This window comes from Citrobacter sp. BIDMC107, assembly GCF_001037575.1.
GTDB classification, from domain to species: domain Bacteria; phylum Pseudomonadota; class Gammaproteobacteria; order Enterobacterales; family Enterobacteriaceae; genus Citrobacter; species Citrobacter freundii.
On the sequence record NZ_KQ089848.1, the window covers coordinates 1,645,689 to 1,662,449 of the forward strand.

The following is a 16,761-nucleotide window of genomic DNA, read 5'->3' on the forward strand; positions in this document are numbered from 1 at the left end:
GTTGCCGGATAAGGCGAAGCCGCCATCCGGCAAAAGATTCGTCAGTAACCCACGACTTTACGCAGAATATCGATATACACCGGCATCAGTGGATGGCGCAGTAACGCCACCAACGCAACCACACCGATCCCGAGCGTCAACGGCGCCAGATACAGCAAACGGCTGCGGGGGAAATACGCCGTTAAGCGATCAACAGCCGCTTTGCCACTGCGCCATAGCCGCCAGCAAAACCAGCCGCCCACCCAGAGCAACACCGCCGTCGCCAGCAGCAACCATTTGAAATCCCCGCTCTGCATATCAGAAGGAATATCAATTGCCGCCCCCGCCAGGATCCCCGGCAGGAAGTAGAACGGTGGCCACAGCACGCAGCCGATAATATTCGGGACGATAAATTTAGCGACAGGCAGATCCAGCATGCCTGCTACCATCGGCACCAGCGGACGCGTCGGTCCGACAAAACGCCCCACCAGAATAGTAAACATGCTGTGCTGATGCAGGGCGTGCTCGGTTTTATCCAGCAACGCCTTGTTCTTTTTCATGAACGACCAACGGTGCAATGGCTTTTTAAAGCGCCAGCCCAGCCAAAAAGAGATCCAGTCCCCCAATAAGCAACCTATAATGCCCGCAAGCCAGGCATGCCAGAAGTTCAGTTCGCCGCTGCCAATCAGCGCCCCCAGCCCCGCCATCATCACGGTCCCGGGTAGAATCAGGCCAACCAGCGCCAGCGACTCCAAAAAAGCCACCAGAAGTACGGCGATCAGAGAGTACAGGGCGGACTGGAGAATAAAGTGTTCCAGCAATGCTTGCATAATGTGTCCGTCAAATTTACGAAGCAGGGATTTTGATAACCCCTCTCAACTTCGTCAAGCCATCAATTGTCTGAATAGATTGCGAGTTATGACAACTTTCAGGATACATCATTCACTTTTTATTCACATCCAGCGCGAAACTCGCTCGGACTGGCGCCGGTACATTTTTTGAAAACACGAGAGAAATAGAGCTGGTCGTCAAAACCAACATTGCGACCTACGGTGGCAATGGGCATACGTGTGGTACTCAGTAATAGCTTCGCCTGGCTGATGCGCTGGTCCTCGCGCCAGCTTAATACGCTGATACCTAACTGCTGACGGAACAGATGCGACAAACGGGAAGGCGACAGGCAGACGTGCTGCGCGACGCTGGCGATATCAAAATTGCTGTCCGCCAGGTGATCGCTGATGTACTGGCAGGCATCGCGGACGCGGTTGTCCATGGGCGGGTGTAGCGATTCATTGATGGCTTCCATACGTCGGAGCAACAACTGTTCCAGTAAATTAATCGCCAGCAGTTCGGAATAACGACCTTCTCCCTGCCCAGCGTTAATTATCTGCCCAAACAGCTCGTTAAAATGCGGCTGATGCGCTTCATCCGGGCGGAAAAAACCGGTCTGGGCAAAAATGGCTGGCCAGGTCAGCCACTCCTGCCAGTAGGCGCGCGGGCGAAAGTAAACCCACTGGTGATACCACTCGCTGGCGTCAGGGTGGCGTCCGTAGTGGTGAATTTCTCCAGGTGGAAACAACAGAATATCGCCAGGCCGGCAGACAAACTGCTTGCCCTGATTATTGATAATCCCTTCGCCACGGATGGTGAGATTGAGGATATAACCCTTCATACCCAGCGGCCTGTCGATAAAAAAATCCAGGTATCCGTTCGCCTCAATGGGGGTTAATCCGGCCACCAAATGCGCGTTAAACGAATAACCTGGCAACAGGGGATCGTTTTGCGTTTCAGCCATAATTTCAATACTCCCTATGTCCTGCCAAGAAACAATTTGTCCATATTACGCCAGACATCATCGCTGTCGCCCCTGCGGGCCGCTGTATTTGCGGTAATGGACCACCAATCCCGCGTGTGAAAAGCTCTATGTAAAAAACATGTACTACGCCAACATCAAAATCGGCTAACAAAAGTGTCTATAACTACGGCAGAAATGTCCACATTGATTATTTGCACAGCGTCACACTTTGTGATGCCACAGCATTTTAATCCATAAGATTAGCGGATCCTGCCTGACGGTTTTTATCGCTACTCACTACTGTTTATCCATACCCGTATTTTTGGATGGAGTAAGACGATGGCGATTGCAATTGGCCTCGATTTTGGTAGTGATTCAGTACGCGCTTTGGCGGTGGAATGTGCCACCGGCGAAGAGATCGCCACCAGCGTTGAGTGGTATCCACGTTGGCAGGAAGGGCAGTATTGCGATGGCCCAAACAACCAGTTTCGCCATCATCCGCGCGACTACATTGAATCCATGGAAGCGGCGCTGAAAACCGTATTGGCCGAACTGAGCGCTGAACAGCGCGCGGAAGTGGTCGGGATCGGCGTTGACAGTACCGGCTCAACCCCGGCGCCCATCGATGCAGACGGTAACGTACTGGCACTGCGTCCGGAGTTCGCGGAAAACCCGAATGCAATGTTTGTCCTGTGGAAAGATCACACCTCAGTAGAAGAAGCTGAAGAAATCACCCGCCTGTGCCACACACCGGGCAAGATCGATTACTCCCGCTATATCGGCGGCATTTATTCCAGCGAATGGTTCTGGGCCAAAATCCTGCATGTAACTCGTCAGGACCATGCGGTAGCCGAAGCTGCGGTCTCGTGGATTGAGCTATGCGATTGGGTTCCGGCCCTGCTCTCCAACACCGTACGCCCACAGGATATTCGTCGCGGTCGCTGCAGCGCCGGACATAAATCCCTGTGGCATGAAAGCTGGGGTGGTCTGCCGCCAGCCAGTTTCTTTGACGAACTCGACCCCATCCTCAACCGCCATCTGCAATACCCAATGTTTACCAATACCTTCACCGCGGATCTGCCGGTTGGCACCCTGTGCGCCGAGTGGGCACAGCGCCTGGGGCTACCGGAAAGCGTGGTGATTGCAGGCGGTGCTTTTGACTGCCATATGGGCGCGGTTGGCGCAGGCGCACAGCCTAACACGCTGGTGAAAGTCATCGGCACGTCGACCTGCGACATTCTGCTTGCCGACAAGCACAGCGTCGGCGAACGCGCGGTGAAAGGCATTTGCGGCCAGGTTGATGGCAGCGTAGTGCCTGATTTTATTGGCCTCGAAGCTGGCCAGTCCGCATTCGGCGATATCTATGCCTGGTTTAGCCGCGTGCTGAGCTGGCCTCTGGAACAGCTTGCCGCACAGCATCCGGAACTGCAGCCCCAGATTAAAGCCAGTCAAAAACAGCTGCTGCCTGCACTCACTGAAGCCTGGGCTAAAAATCCATCACTGGAGCATCTCCCGGTGGTGCTCGACTGGTTCAACGGTCGCCGTACGCCCAATGCCAACCAGCGTTTGAAAGGGGTAATTACCGATCTGAACCTGGCAACTGACGCGCCAGCGCTGTTCGGTGGGCTGATTGCCGCCACGGCCTTTGGCGCACGCGCCATTATGGAATGCTTCACCGAACAAGGCATTGCGGTTAACAACGTAATGGCGCTTGGCGGTATCGCGCGCAAGAACCCGGTCATCATGCAGGCCTGCTGTGACGTGTTGAACCGCCCGCTACAGATTGTCGCTTCAGACCAGTGCTGCGCACTCGGTGCGGCTATCTTCGCTGCCGTTGCCGCGAAAGTACACGTCGATATCCCAGCCGCTCAGCAGCAAATGGCAAGCGCCGTGGAAAACACGCTGCAACCTCGCCCAGAGCAGGCTCAACGTTTTGAACAACTCTACCGCCGCTATCAGCACTGGGCGGTAAGCGCTGAACAACAATACCTTCCGACTGCCGCTCCGGCGCAACAAACCCCGGTAGACCTGGCAACCCTGACACATTAAGGACACGACAATGACGATTTTTGATAACTATGAAGTGTGGTTTGTGATTGGTAGCCAGCATCTGTATGGCCCTGAAACCCTGCGTCAGGTAACCCAACATGCGGAGCACGTCGTTAACGCACTGAATACTGAAGCCAAACTGCCCTGTAAGCTGGTATTAAAACCGCTGGGCACTTCCCCTGACGAGATTACCGCTATCTGTCGTGACGCTAACTACGACGATCGCTGTGCAGGGATGGTGGTCTGGCTGCATACCTTCTCCCCGGCCAAAATGTGGATCAACGGCCTGACTATCCTTAATAAACCGCTACTTCAGTTCCACACCCAGTTCAACGCCGCCCTGCCGTGGGACAGCATTGATATGGACTTTATGAACCTGAACCAAACCGCGCACGGCGGTCGTGAGTTCGGCTTTATCGGCGCACGTATGCGTCAGCAGCACGCCGTGGTCACCGGTCACTGGCAGGATAAACAAGCGCATGAACGCATTGGCTCCTGGATGCGCCAGGCCGTGTCCAAACAGGATACCCGCCACCTGAAAGTCTGCCGCTTTGGCGACAACATGCGCGAAGTTGCGGTCACAGATGGCGATAAAGTCGCTGCGCAGATCAAGTTCGGCTTCTCGGTAAACACCTGGGCCGTGGGCGATCTGGTGCAGGTCGTGAACGCAATTAGCGACGGCGAAATCAACGCGCTAATCGATGAGTATGAAAGCACTTACACCATGACGGCGGCGACGCAAGTCCACGGTGAAAAACGTCAGAACGTCCTGGAAGCTGCCCGTATTGAACTGGGGATGAAGCGCTTCCTGGAACAGGGTGGATTCCACGCCTTCACCACCACATTTGAAGATTTACACGGCCTGAAACAGCTTCCGGGTCTGGCCGTACAGCGTCTGATGCAGCAAGGCTATGGCTTTGCGGGTGAAGGCGACTGGAAAACCGCCGCTCTGCTTCGCATCATGAAGGTGATGTCAACCGGTCTGCAGGGCGGCACCTCATTTATGGAGGATTACACCTACCACTTCGAGAAAGGCAACGATCTGGTACTCGGTTCGCACATGCTGGAAGTTTGCCCGTCCATCGCGGTGGAAGAGAAACCGATCCTCGACGTACAGCACCTCGGCATTGGTGGTAAAGACGATCCCGCCCGTCTGATCTTCAACACCAAAGCCGGCCCGGCCGTGGTTGCCAGCCTGATCGATCTCGGCGATCGTTTTCGCCTGCTGGTTAACTGCATCGACACGGTACAAACACCGCACTCCCTGCCGAAACTGCCTGTAGCTAACGCGCTGTGGAAAGCTCAACCGGATCTGCCAACCGCATCTGAAGCATGGATCCTGGCCGGTGGCGCGCACCACACCGTGTTCAGCCACGCGCTGGATCTGAACGATATGCGCCAGTTCGCTGAAATGCACGATATCGAGATCGCTGTGATCGATAACGATACCCGCCTGCCGGCCTTTAAGGACGCGCTGCGCTGGAACGAAGTGTATTACGGGTTCAAACGTTAATTGTCGAAACGGATTGCCCGGTGGCATTTCATTTACCGGGCCTACAAATCACCGTAGGCCGGATAAGCGAAGCGCCATCCGGCATTCAGGAGTTAACATGCTAGAAGATCTTAAACGTCAGGTACTGGAAGCCAATCTGGCGTTGCCTAAGCACAATCTGGTCACCCTGACCTGGGGGAACGTCAGCGCCGTCGATCGCGAGCGCGACGTGTTTGTGATTAAACCTTCCGGGGTCGATTACAGCGTAATGACCGCAGACGATATGGTGGTAGTCAGTATCGCCACGGGTGAAGTAGTCGAAGGCCAGAAGAAGCCCTCTTCCGACACCCCAACGCACCGACTGCTGTATCAGGCATTCCCGACCATTGGCGGTATTGTTCATACCCACTCGCGTCACGCGACAATCTGGGCGCAGGCGGGTCAGTCGATTCCGGCCACGGGTACCACCCATGCGGACTATTTCTACGGTTCGATTCCCTGCACACGGAAAATGACCGACGAAGAAATCAACGGCGAATATGAATGGGAAACCGGCAATGTGATCGTTGAAACCTTTGAGAAACAAGGTATTGGCGCCTCGCAGATGCCTGGCGTGCTAGTGCACTCTCACGGTCCGTTTGCCTGGGGAAAAAATGCCGAAGATGCAGTGCATAACGCCATCGTGCTGGAAGAAGTCGCCTACATGGGGATCTTCTGTCGCCAGCTCGCGCCGCAATTGCCAGATATGCAACAAACCCTGCTAGATAAGCATTACCTGCGTAAACACGGTGCTAAAGCCTACTACGGGCAGTAACCTTTATATAAGCGCGTTTTGATCGTCGCGCGCTTTATTTCTACTCGGCTATATATTCAGCAAAAGCACTTTGATAAACACAGTTATTAGAAGAAACATACTCAATCACATTGTCATAATTCCCATGAGTTTCCTCTCCTTCCAGTGAATGGAAGAAAATATAATCTGTTATCGTTGACTGCCATTTCTGCCCACACAACAAATAATTAATTACCGTATCACGATGACCATTTCTTCTGTCATGCCCCTGCCAGTGAAAAAAAGCGTTTCCACTTTCAATTATTTCAGTCCGCCAAATTTGTCCGGTCCATGTTTTGCACTCAATATATTTGCTCACAGTTTTAATTAATGGGTTTGATAGCTGAGTATTAACAAATAGATAGTGCTGGTATCCAGGCAAAATTGCCTGAGTATAAACATTCATAAAAACTCCATCTCATCACTTTCCCGGATATGTATTAAGAAGCACCCGAACAGTAAGCTGAAAATAAATTATATCCCGAGATAAAAACCAAATTCTACAGAGAGATTCCCGACGAATTCGAACTGAAAATCCGTTTCTATTCGGCAATAAATACGATTAAATATATATTATATTTCAAACTCATATCCGGATGCTTCGAATAAAATCTTTACATCAACCATTAATAAACACAAATAAAAAAAGTAACTTTTCCTGAATCCGAGAAAGATGTAGCAAAAATAAATAAGTACAAATCCGAAAAACAGCAAACATCCGATAATGGACTTTATAATATCAATTCAATACATAACCCAGATGGACAATCGCCATTTAAAACAACAGCCACACCAATAAAATAGTTCACTGCAACTCGTCTTAGGCACGATATTCATATATTAAATACGAAGATAACCCAGGCTGACACAACACATTTTTTACTCAGAGACGCTTTTTACTCCAGCGGGTACCGCGTCTTACGCCGAATAACTGTACAAAATAACAGTACAATCATGTAAACCAGGCTATAATAGTGTCTGGCTTTTTGACGGATACACAGCGTGGCGCAGGCAGGCTTTATTCTAACCCGACACTGGCGGGACACTCCGCAGGGAACTGAGGTCTCATTCTGGCTGGCTACAGACGATGGGCCGCTGCAGGTCACGCTTGCGCCTCAGGAGTCAGTCGCGTTTATTCCCACCAGTCAGGTTCCTCGCGTCACGTCATTATTACGCACTGAAAACGGCTATCGCCTGACGCCTCTTCAGTTGCAAGACTTCCACCGCCAGCCCGTTTCCGGCCTGTATTGCCGCTCACATCGCCAGCTTATGCGGCTGGAAAAACTGCTGCGCGAAAACGCAGTCACCGTCTACGAAGCCGACGTACGGCCGCCGGAGCGGTATCTGATGGAGCGCTTTATCACCTCCCCTGTTTGGGTCGAAGGCGACAGACATGACGACATGCTGGTTAATGCCCGCCTGAAGCCGAACCCTGACTATCGACCACCGCTAAAATGGGTATCGCTGGATATCGAAACCACGCGCCACGGCGAACTCTACTGCATCGGTCTTGAGGGCTGTGGGCAGCGTATTGTCTATATGCTCGGCCCGGCAAACGGTGATGCCTCTGCGCTGGATTTTGAACTTGAGTACGTTGCAAGCCGCCCGCAGTTGTTGGAAAAGCTCAATGACTGGATTGCCCGTCACGATCCTGATGTGATAATCGGCTGGAACGTCGTGCAATTCGATTTACGCGTCCTGCAAAAGCACGCCGAACGTTACCGCATTCCCCTGCGTTTTGGTCGTGACAATAGCGAGCTGGAGTGGCGCGAGCATGGCTTCAAAAACGGCGTGTTCTTCGCGCAGGCTAAAGGTCGCCTGATTATCGACGGCATTGAGGCGCTCAAATCCGCATTCTGGAATTTCTCGTCATTTTCGCTGGAGACGGTGTCGCAGGAGCTACTGGGCGAAGGGAAGTCAATTGATAATCCCTGGGACAGGATGGACGAAATCGATCGCCGGTTTGCCCAGGATAAGCCCGCGCTCGCCACCTACAATCTCAAAGACTGTGAGTTGGTCACGCGTATTTTTCATAAAACCGAGATCATGCCATTTCTGCTGGAACGATCGACGGTCAACGGTCTGCCGGTCGACCGGCACGGTGGTTCAGTTGCCGCCTTCGGACATCTCTACCTGCCACGAATGCACCGGGCGGGTTATGTGGCACCGAACCTGGGTGAAGTCCCCGCTCACGCCAGCCCCGGTGGCTACGTGATGGACTCGCGCCCCGGCTTATACGACTCGGTACTGGTGCTGGATTACAAAAGCCTGTACCCCTCAATAATTCGTACTTTTTTAATCGATCCGGTGGGGCTTATCGAAGGAATGGCGCAGCCGGATCCGGAGCACAGCACCGAAGGGTTCCTTGACGCCTGGTTCTCACGTGAAAAGCACTGCCTGCCGGAAATCGTGACCCGGATCTGGCATGGTCGCGATGAAGCAAAACGCCGCGGCAATAAGCCGCTCTCGCAGGCGCTGAAAATCATCATGAACGCATTTTACGGCGTGCTGGGAACCACCGCCTGTCGCTTTTTCGACCCGAGACTGGCCTCGTCCATTACCATGCGCGGTCATGCGATCATGCGCCAGACCAAAGCGCTGATTGAAGCTCAGGGCTACGACGTTATCTATGGCGATACCGACTCGACCTTTGTCTGGCTGAAAAAGGCGCACTCAGAAGACGATGCCGCCCGGATTGGCCGTGAGCTGGTGAGCTATGTCAACGACTGGTGGGCGCAGTCGCTGAAGCAACAAAACCTGACCAGTGCGCTGGAGCTGGAATTTGAAACCCATTTTTGTCGCTTTCTGATGCCGACCATTCGCGGTGCAGATACCGGCAGTAAAAAACGCTATGCAGGGATGATTCAGGACGGCGCTGAGCAACGTATGGTGTTTAAGGGACTTGAAACGGTACGAACCGACTGGACGCCGCTGGCCCAACAGTTTCAGCAGGAGCTATACCTGCGAATTTTTCGTAACGAACCTTATCAGGAGTTTGTTCGCGAGACTATTGACCGTCTGATGGCCGGTGAAATGGATGAACAACTGGTGTACCGCAAGCGCCTGCGCCGCCCGTTAAGCGAATACCAGCGAAATGTTCCACCACACGTGCGTGCCGCGCGCCTCGCCGATGAGCAGAATGTAAAGCTGGGGCGTCCACCGCAGTATCAAAATCGCGGAACCATAAAATATGTCTGGACGGTCAATGGCCCAGAACCTGTTGATTATCAGCTATCTGTGCTCGATTACGAGCATTATCTGACACGCCAGATCCAACCCGTTGCCGAGGGAATTCTTCCCTTTATTGACGATAATTTTGCTACACTACTCACAGGGCAACTGGGGTTATTTTGACGCGTGACGAAACCGTCGCCATCCAGTACCATAGCGCCCTTTCCATTCCTGGACCCCAATACACTTGCTGCCACTTTACTCTGGCAGAGGGTGAGTATTGCCTGCAACTAAAGATATAGAGCCGAACATATATGCCTTTTACACTTGGTCAACGCTGGATCAGCGATACAGAAAGCGAATTGGGACTTGGTACCGTTGTCGCCATGGATGCGCGAACCGTCACATTACTTTTCTCATCGACGGGCGAAAACCGTCTGTATGCGCGCAGTGATTCCCCCGTGACCCGCGTGATGTTCAATCCTGGCGATACGATAACAAGCCATGAAGGCTGGCAACTGCATGTCGATGAAGTAAAAGAAGAAAACGGCCTGCTTGCCTATATCGGAACCCGCCTGGATACCGAAGAAACCGGTGTCATGCTGCGTGAAGTACTACTCGACAGCAAACTGGTATTCAGCAAACCACAAGATCGCCTGTTTGCCGGCCAGATTGACCGCATGGATCGCTTTGCTCTGCGCTATCGCGCGCGTAAATTTCAGAGCGAACAATACCGTATGCCGTGGAGTGGTTTGCGTGGTCAACGTACCAGCCTGATTCCTCACCAGCTGAACATTGCCCATGATGTTGGCCGTCGTCATGCCCCTCGCGTTTTACTGGCAGACGAAGTGGGTTTAGGTAAAACCATTGAAGCCGGGATGATCCTGCATCAACAGCTGCTGTCAGGCGCCGCAGAGCGCGTGCTGATCATCGTCCCAGAGACATTACAGCACCAGTGGCTGGTCGAAATGCTGCGTCGCTTCAACCTGCGTTTTGCACTGTTTGATGATGAGCGTTATGCAGAAGCGCAGCACGACGCCTACAACCCGTTTGAAACCGAACAACTGGTCATCTGCTCGCTGGACTTTGCCCGTCGCAGTAAACAGCGCCTGGAGCATCTGTGTGACGCCGAATGGGATCTGCTGATCGTCGATGAAGCGCATCACCTGGTGTGGAGCGAAGACGCGCCCAGCCGCGAATATATGGCCATTGAACAACTGGCAGAACGTGTGCCGGGCATCCTGCTGCTAACCGCTACACCGGAGCAGCTGGGTATGGAAAGTCACTTTGCTCGTCTGCGCCTGCTGGACCCCAGCCGTTTCCACGATTTCGCCCAGTTTGTTGAAGAGCAAAAAAATTATCGTCCGGTCGCCGACGCCGTCGCTATGTTACTGGCAGGCAACAAGCTGAGTAATAGTGAGCTGAACATGTTAGGCGACATGATTGGCGAGCAGGACATTGAACCGCTATTGCAGGCGGCAAACAGCGACAGCGAAGATGCCCAGAGCGCGCGTCAGGAGCTGGTTTCGATGCTGATGGACCGCCATGGCACCAGCCGCGTGCTGTTCCGTAACACCCGTAATGGTGTTAAAGGCTTCCCAAAACGCGAGCTGCACACCATCAAGCTGCCGCTGCCGACCCAATACCAGACGGCGATTAAAGTCTCCGGCATTATGGGTGCGCGTAAAAGCGCGGAAGACCGGGCGCGCGATATGCTCTACCCGGAACAGATTTATCAGGAATTCGAAGGCGATACCGGCACCTGGTGGAACTTTGACCCGCGCGTGGAATGGCTAATGGGCTATCTGACCAGCCACCGCTCGCAAAAAGTATTAGTTATCTGTGCAAAAGCCACCACCGCGCTTCAACTGGAGCAGGTCCTGCGCGAGCGAGAAGGTATCCGCGCAGCCGTGTTCCATGAAGGGATGTCGATCATTGAGCGTGACCGCGCCGCAGCCTGGTTTAGCGAAGAAGATAGCGGCGCTCAGGTAATGCTGTGTTCTGAAATCGGCTCCGAAGGGCGTAACTTCCAGTTCGCCAGCAATCTGGTGATGTTTGACCTGCCGTTCAATCCGGATCTACTGGAACAGCGTATTGGCCGTCTGGACCGTATTGGTCAGGCGCATGATATTCAGATCCACGTCCCGTACCTGGAAAAAACCGCACAATCCGTGCTGGTGCGCTGGTACCACGAAGGTCTGGATGCGTTCGAACACACCTGCCCGACCGGCCGTACCATCTACGACACGGTCTATAACAATCTGATCGGCTACCTGGCTGAACCAGAAAATACCGATGGCTTTGACGATCTGATCAAAACCTGTCGCGAACAACATGACGCGCTGAAAGCTCAGTTGGAGCAAGGTCGTGATCGTCTGCTCGAGATCCACTCTAACGGCGGTGAAAAAGCGCTGGCACTGGCTGAGAGTATTGAAGAACAGGACGATGATACCAGCCTGATCGCCTTCGCCATGAACCTGTTTGATATCGTTGGTATTAATCAGGATGACCGTGGTGACAATTTGATCGTGCTGACACCGTCCGATCATATGCTGGTGCCAGATTTCCCTGGATTGCCGGAAGATGGCTGCACCATTACGTTTGAGCGTGATGTCGCTCTGTCGCGTGAAGACGCTCAGTTTATTACCTGGGAGCATCCGTTAATCCGTAATGGTCTGGATCTTATCCTCTCTGGCGACACCGGCAGCAGCACCATTTCGTTGTTGAAAAACAAAGCATTGCCGGTTGGAACTCTGTTGGTTGAGCTGGTGTATGTGGTTGAAGCGCAAGCGCCGAAACAGCTGCAGCTGAACCGCTTCCTGCCGCCAACGCCGGTACGTATGCTGCTGGATAAAAACGGCAATAACCTCGCTGCACAGGTTGAGTTCGAAACCTTTAACCGCCAGCTCAGCGCCGTTAACCGCCACACCGGCAGTAAACTGGTCAACGCCGTGCAGCAAGACGTTCATACTATTCTGCAACTCGGTGAAGCGCAGGTGGAAAAATCAGCCCGCGCGCTGATCGACGCGGCGCGTAAAGAAGCGGACGAAAAACTGACTGCGGAACTCTCCCGTCTGGAAGCGCTGCGTGCCGTTAACCCGAACATCCGTGATGACGAACTCAGCGCAATTGAAAGCAACCGTCAGCAGGTGATGGAAAGCCTGGATCAGGCGGGCTGGCGTCTGGATGCCCTGCGCCTGATCGTCGTGACGCATCAGTAACGGAGCCATACATGGGGATGGAAAACTACAATCCGCCGCAGGAACCCTGGTTGGTCATCCTGTATCAGGATGAGCACATTATGGTGGTCAACAAGCCGAGCGGTTTGTTGTCTGTGCCGGGTCGTCTGGATGAGCACAAAGACAGCGTGATGACGCGTATTCAGCGCGACTATCCGCAGGCTGAATCCGTCCATCGTCTGGATATGGCCACCAGCGGCGTGATTGTAGTCGCGCTAACCAAAGCGGCAGAGCGCGAGCTAAAACGCCAGTTTCGCGAGCGCGAACCGAAAAAACAGTATGTGGCACGCGTCTGGGGGCATCCCGCTCCGGCCGAGGGTCTGGTTGATTTACCGCTGATTTGCGACTGGCCGAACAGGCCAAAGCAAAAAGTGTGTTATGAGACCGGGAAATCAGCGCAGACAGAGTATGAAGTAGTGGAGTTCGCGGCGGATAACACCGCCCGGGTCGTGCTTAAACCGATTACTGGACGCTCCCACCAGCTGCGTGTGCATATGCTGGCGTTAGGGCATCCAATCCTCGGCGATCGCTTCTATGCTACGCCCGAAGCGCTGGCGTTGGCACCCCGCCTGCTGCTGCACGCCGAGATGCTAACCATCACGCATCCCGAATACGGCAACAGTATGACGTTTAAAGTCCCGGCGGATTTTTAAATTCTGAGCCAATTTATGCCGGGGGCGCTTCGCTTGCCCGGCCTACATTCATTACCGTAGGCCGGATAAGGCACTAGCCGCATCCGGCATAATTATTATTTAAAGCCTTTTTGTTCTTTGATTAACTCGTAAGCCTTCTGGATTTCCTGCGCTTTTTGCTTCGCCATTTCCATCATCTCTGGCGGCAGACCTTTCGCGACCAGTTTGTCCGGATGGTGCTCGCTCATCAGCTTACGGTAAGCGCGCTTTATGGTAGTCGCATCATCGGTCGTTTTCACACCCAGCACATTACAGGCGTCTTCCAGCGTCGGGCCGCGTTGCGCCTGCTGCCAGCCACCGCCGCCAGACTGCTGCTGATATCCGCCGCCAAACTGTGCGCCGCCCTGCATCATGCGCAGGAACTGATCAAATTGGGTACGTGAGATCCCCAACTCTTCAGCAATCACATACAGCACTTCACGCTCATTAGGATGTAACGACCCATCGGCAAATGCCGCCTGGATTTGAATTTCCAGAAACATGCGGATCAGATCGAATCGACCAAAACAGACGCTGCGAAACTGACGCATCTTTTCACGTAATGGATAATTATCCGATTTTCCTACCCGGAAGGCGTGTTGTGCAGCCGTTCGCGAGTCACCGTGCAAATTCATCCGATCCATCAACTGGCTGGCGATATGAATATCGGCTTCCGTGACGCGACCTTTGGATTTGGTCAGATGTCCCATCACCTCAAAAGTGGTGGCAAAAAACAGCGCCTGGCGTTCACGTTGGTTGGCAAACCACGCCATTTTGCGCATGCGGGCTTTGTCGAACATGTGGCCAACTAACAGCCCCAGAACCACACCCCAGAAGCCGCCACCCATCATTAAGGCCACGGCTACACCAATTATCTTTCCCCAATACTGCATAGACTCCCCAAATCTTTATGCTCTCAGCCAGGCTATGTCCCACAATATAAGGTGCTTTTACCGATTTACGGCTGCGGTCAATTGTGGGACATCGCCTATAATTTGCATTATCATACCTGTCATTCAATGCCGTGCCTAACACCACGGATGCCTAAATGGGCAGGATTAACACTAGCGCAGTGAAGATGAGATAAGTTAGGCTGTGACCGTTTGTCACGCGCGACGCTACTGATGATGGAACAATAAATACAACGTATGAAAAAACGTATTCCCACTCTTCTGGCCACCATGATTGCCAGTGCCCTCTATAGCCATCAGGGCCTGACAGCCGATCTCGCCTCACAGTGTATGCTGGGCGTGCCGAGCTATGACCGTCCTCTGGTACAGGGCGAGACTAATGAATTACCCGTCACCATCAATGCCGACAACGCTAAAGGGAATTATCCCGATGACGCGGTGTTTACCGGCAACGTGGACATCGCACAGGGTAACAGCCGCCTGCAGGCCGACGAAGTACAGCTTCATCAGAAGCAGGCTGAAGGCCAGCCGGAGCCAATACGTACCGTCGATGCGCTGGGCAATGTCCATTATGATGACAATCAGGTTATTCTGAAGGGGCCGAAGGGTTGGTCGAATCTGAATACCAAAGATACCAACATCTGGGAAGGTGATTACCAGATGGTGGGCCGTCAGGGACGCGGGAAAGCCGATCTGATGAAACAGCGTGGGGAAAACCGTTATACCATTCTGGAAAACGGTAGCTTTACCTCCTGTCTGCCAGGTTCCGATACCTGGAGCGTCGTCGGTAGCGAGGTGATCCACGACCGTGAAGAACAGGTCGCAGAGATCTGGAACGCCCGTTTTAAACTGGGTCCGGTTCCGGTCTTTTACAGTCCTTATTTACAGTTACCCGTCGGCGATAAGCGCCGTTCCGGTTTTCTGATCCCGAACGCAAAATATTCCACCAATAACTATTTTGAGTTCTACCTGCCGTATTACTGGAACATTGCGCCCAACATGGACGCCACCATCACGCCACATTATATGCACCGTCGTGGCGGGATCATGTGGGAAAACGAATTCCGCTACCTGACGCAAGCAGGTGCGGGCCTGATGGAGTTCGACTATCTGAACTCCGATAAAGTGTATGAGGACGAACATCCGAAGGATGACAATTCACGTCGCTGGCTGTTTTACTGGCAACACTCTGGGGTGATGGACCAGGTGTGGCGTTTCAACGTTGACTATACCAAGGTCAGCGACACCAGCTACTTTAATGATTTCGATAACAAATACGGTTCCAGTACCGACGGCTACGCCACGCAAAAATTCAGCGTCGGCTACGCGGTACAGAACTTTGATGCCACAGTTTCGACCAAGCAGTTCCAGGTCTTCGACGCGCAAAACAGTAACAGCTACTCTGCGCAGCCGCAGTTAGATGTCAACTACTACCAGAATGACGTTGGTCCGTTTGATACCCGTATTTATGGTCAGGCGGTGCACTTCGTTAACACCAACGACAACATGCCGGAAGCGACGCGCGTTCACCTTGAACCGACCATCAATCTGCCATTGTCGAACAACTGGGGAAGCATCAATACCGAAGCAAAACTGCTGGCAACGCACTATCAGCAGACTAATCTGGATTGGTACAACAGCAACCCGCAGAACACCAAGCTCGATGATTCAGCTAACCGCGTCATGCCGCAGTTTAAAGTTGACGGCAAGATGGTGTTTGAGCGCGACATGCAAATGCTGGCGCCGGGTTATACCCAGACGCTGGAGCCGCGCGCGCAGTACCTGTACGTACCGTATCGCGACCAAAGTCATATCTATAACTATGACTCGTCCCTGCTGCAATCCGACTATAGCGGCCTGTTCCGTGACCGTACCTATGGCGGTCTGGACCGCATTGCCTCCGCCAACCAGGTCACGACTGGGGTCACATCTCGCGTTTATGATGACGCAGCCGTTGAACGTTTTAATATATCCGTGGGTCAAATCTACTATTTCACCGAGTCTCGCACCGGCGATGACAACATTAAATGGGAGAATGATGACAAAACGGGCTCACTGGTATGGGCGGGCGATACCTACTGGCGCATCTCCGATCGCTGGGGGTTACGCAGTGGGATCCAGTACGATACCCGTCTGGACAGCGTTGCAACCAGTAGCAGCAGTATCGAATATCGTCGCGACGAAAACCGTATGCTGCAGTTGAACTACCGTTATGCCAGCTCGGAGTATATCCAGGCTACTCTGCCGTCTTACTACTCTACGGCAGAGCAGTATAAAAACGGGATCTCACAGGTGGGCGCAGTGGCAAGCTTCCCAATCGCCGACCGTTGGTCGATTGTTGGCGCTTACTACTTCGATACCAACGTGAACAAAGAAGCAGATTCAATGCTGGGGCTGCAGTACAACTCCTGCTGTTACGCCATTCGCTTCGGTTACGAACGTAAGCTGAACGGCTGGGATAACACCCAGAAACACGCGATTTATGACAACACGATCGGCTTTAATATCGAACTGCGCGGCCTGAGCTCCAACTACGGTCTCGGCACCAACCAAATGTTGCGTTCAAACATTTTGCCGTATCAAAGCTCTTTATGATCTGATTGATTTACAACGTAATCCGCA

At 53.1% G+C, this 16,761-nt stretch carries 11 protein-coding genes; 7 read left to right on the forward strand and 4 right to left on the reverse strand.

All coding sequences use genetic code 11. The annotated features are described in order from the left end of the window. Positions 1-41: 41 nt before the first annotated feature. Positions 42-809 carry a DedA family protein gene (locus SK39_RS07670; RefSeq protein ID WP_003837398.1) on the reverse strand — a complete coding sequence of 256 codons (768 nt, stop codon included), beginning with the start codon at positions 807-809 and terminating at the stop codon, positions 42-44. A gap of 119 nt (positions 810-928) precedes the next feature. After that, positions 929-1,774 (reverse strand): arabinose operon transcriptional regulator AraC, encoded by an 846-nt coding sequence (araC, locus tag SK39_RS07675; RefSeq protein ID WP_046670930.1) that lies wholly within the window; start codon positions 1,772-1,774, stop codon positions 929-931. A 339-nt stretch (positions 1,775-2,113) separates the two neighbouring features. On the opposite strand from araC, the gene araB reads away from it, so the two are divergent. From araB to araD, 3 genes are all read left to right on the forward strand, one after another. Then, entirely contained in the window at positions 2,114-3,823 is a 1,710-nt protein-coding gene (gene araB, locus SK39_RS07680) for a ribulokinase (RefSeq protein WP_048216840.1), read from the forward strand. A 10-nt stretch (positions 3,824-3,833) separates the two neighbouring features. After that, positions 3,834-5,336, forward strand: a complete 1,503-nt coding sequence (araA, locus tag SK39_RS07685) for an L-arabinose isomerase (protein WP_016149540.1) — start codon at positions 3,834-3,836, stop codon at positions 5,334-5,336. A gap of 97 nt (positions 5,337-5,433) precedes the next feature. Then, positions 5,434-6,129 (forward strand): L-ribulose-5-phosphate 4-epimerase, encoded by a 696-nt coding sequence (gene araD / locus SK39_RS07690; protein ID WP_032937523.1) that lies wholly within the window; start codon positions 5,434-5,436, stop codon positions 6,127-6,129. A gap of 40 nt (positions 6,130-6,169) precedes the next feature. Here the strand turns inward: araD and SK39_RS07695 are convergent, their stop codons facing one another. After that, positions 6,170-6,553, reverse strand: coding sequence for a DUF4751 family protein (locus SK39_RS07695; protein ID WP_032937521.1), 384 nt, complete (start codon positions 6,551-6,553; stop codon positions 6,170-6,172). A 596-nt stretch (positions 6,554-7,149) separates the two neighbouring features. On the opposite strand from SK39_RS07695, the gene polB reads away from it, so the two are divergent. The 3 genes from polB to rluA all read left to right on the forward strand — a co-directional run bounded on the left by polB (position 7,150) and on the right by rluA (position 13,210). Continuing rightward, positions 7,150-9,501: a DNA polymerase II gene (polB, locus tag SK39_RS07700; RefSeq protein WP_044712949.1), complete on the forward strand. Its 2,352-nt coding sequence runs from the start codon at positions 7,150-7,152 to the stop codon at positions 9,499-9,501. Positions 9,502-9,632: 131 nt separating this feature from the next. Then, positions 9,633-12,539 carry an RNA polymerase-associated protein RapA gene (rapA, locus tag SK39_RS07705; RefSeq protein WP_048216841.1) on the forward strand — a complete coding sequence of 969 codons (2,907 nt, stop codon included), beginning with the start codon at positions 9,633-9,635 and terminating at the stop codon, positions 12,537-12,539. An 11-nt stretch (positions 12,540-12,550) separates the two neighbouring features. Next, a complete protein-coding gene (gene rluA, locus SK39_RS07710) occupies positions 12,551-13,210 on the forward strand; it encodes a bifunctional tRNA pseudouridine(32) synthase/23S rRNA pseudouridine(746) synthase RluA (protein ID WP_048216842.1) in 660 nt (219 codons plus the stop codon). A 95-nt stretch (positions 13,211-13,305) separates the two neighbouring features. Here rluA and djlA read toward each other — a convergent pair whose 3' ends face one another. After that, a complete protein-coding gene (gene djlA / locus SK39_RS07715; protein ID WP_003845702.1) occupies positions 13,306-14,121 on the reverse strand; it encodes a co-chaperone DjlA in 816 nt (271 codons plus the stop codon). A 255-nt stretch (positions 14,122-14,376) separates the two neighbouring features. Here djlA and lptD point away from each other — a divergent pair, with 255 nt between their 5' ends. Beyond that, positions 14,377-16,734 carry an LPS assembly protein LptD gene (gene lptD, locus SK39_RS07720; protein ID WP_048216843.1) on the forward strand — a complete coding sequence of 786 codons (2,358 nt, stop codon included), beginning with the start codon at positions 14,377-14,379 and terminating at the stop codon, positions 16,732-16,734. Positions 16,735-16,761: the final 27 nt, after the last annotated feature.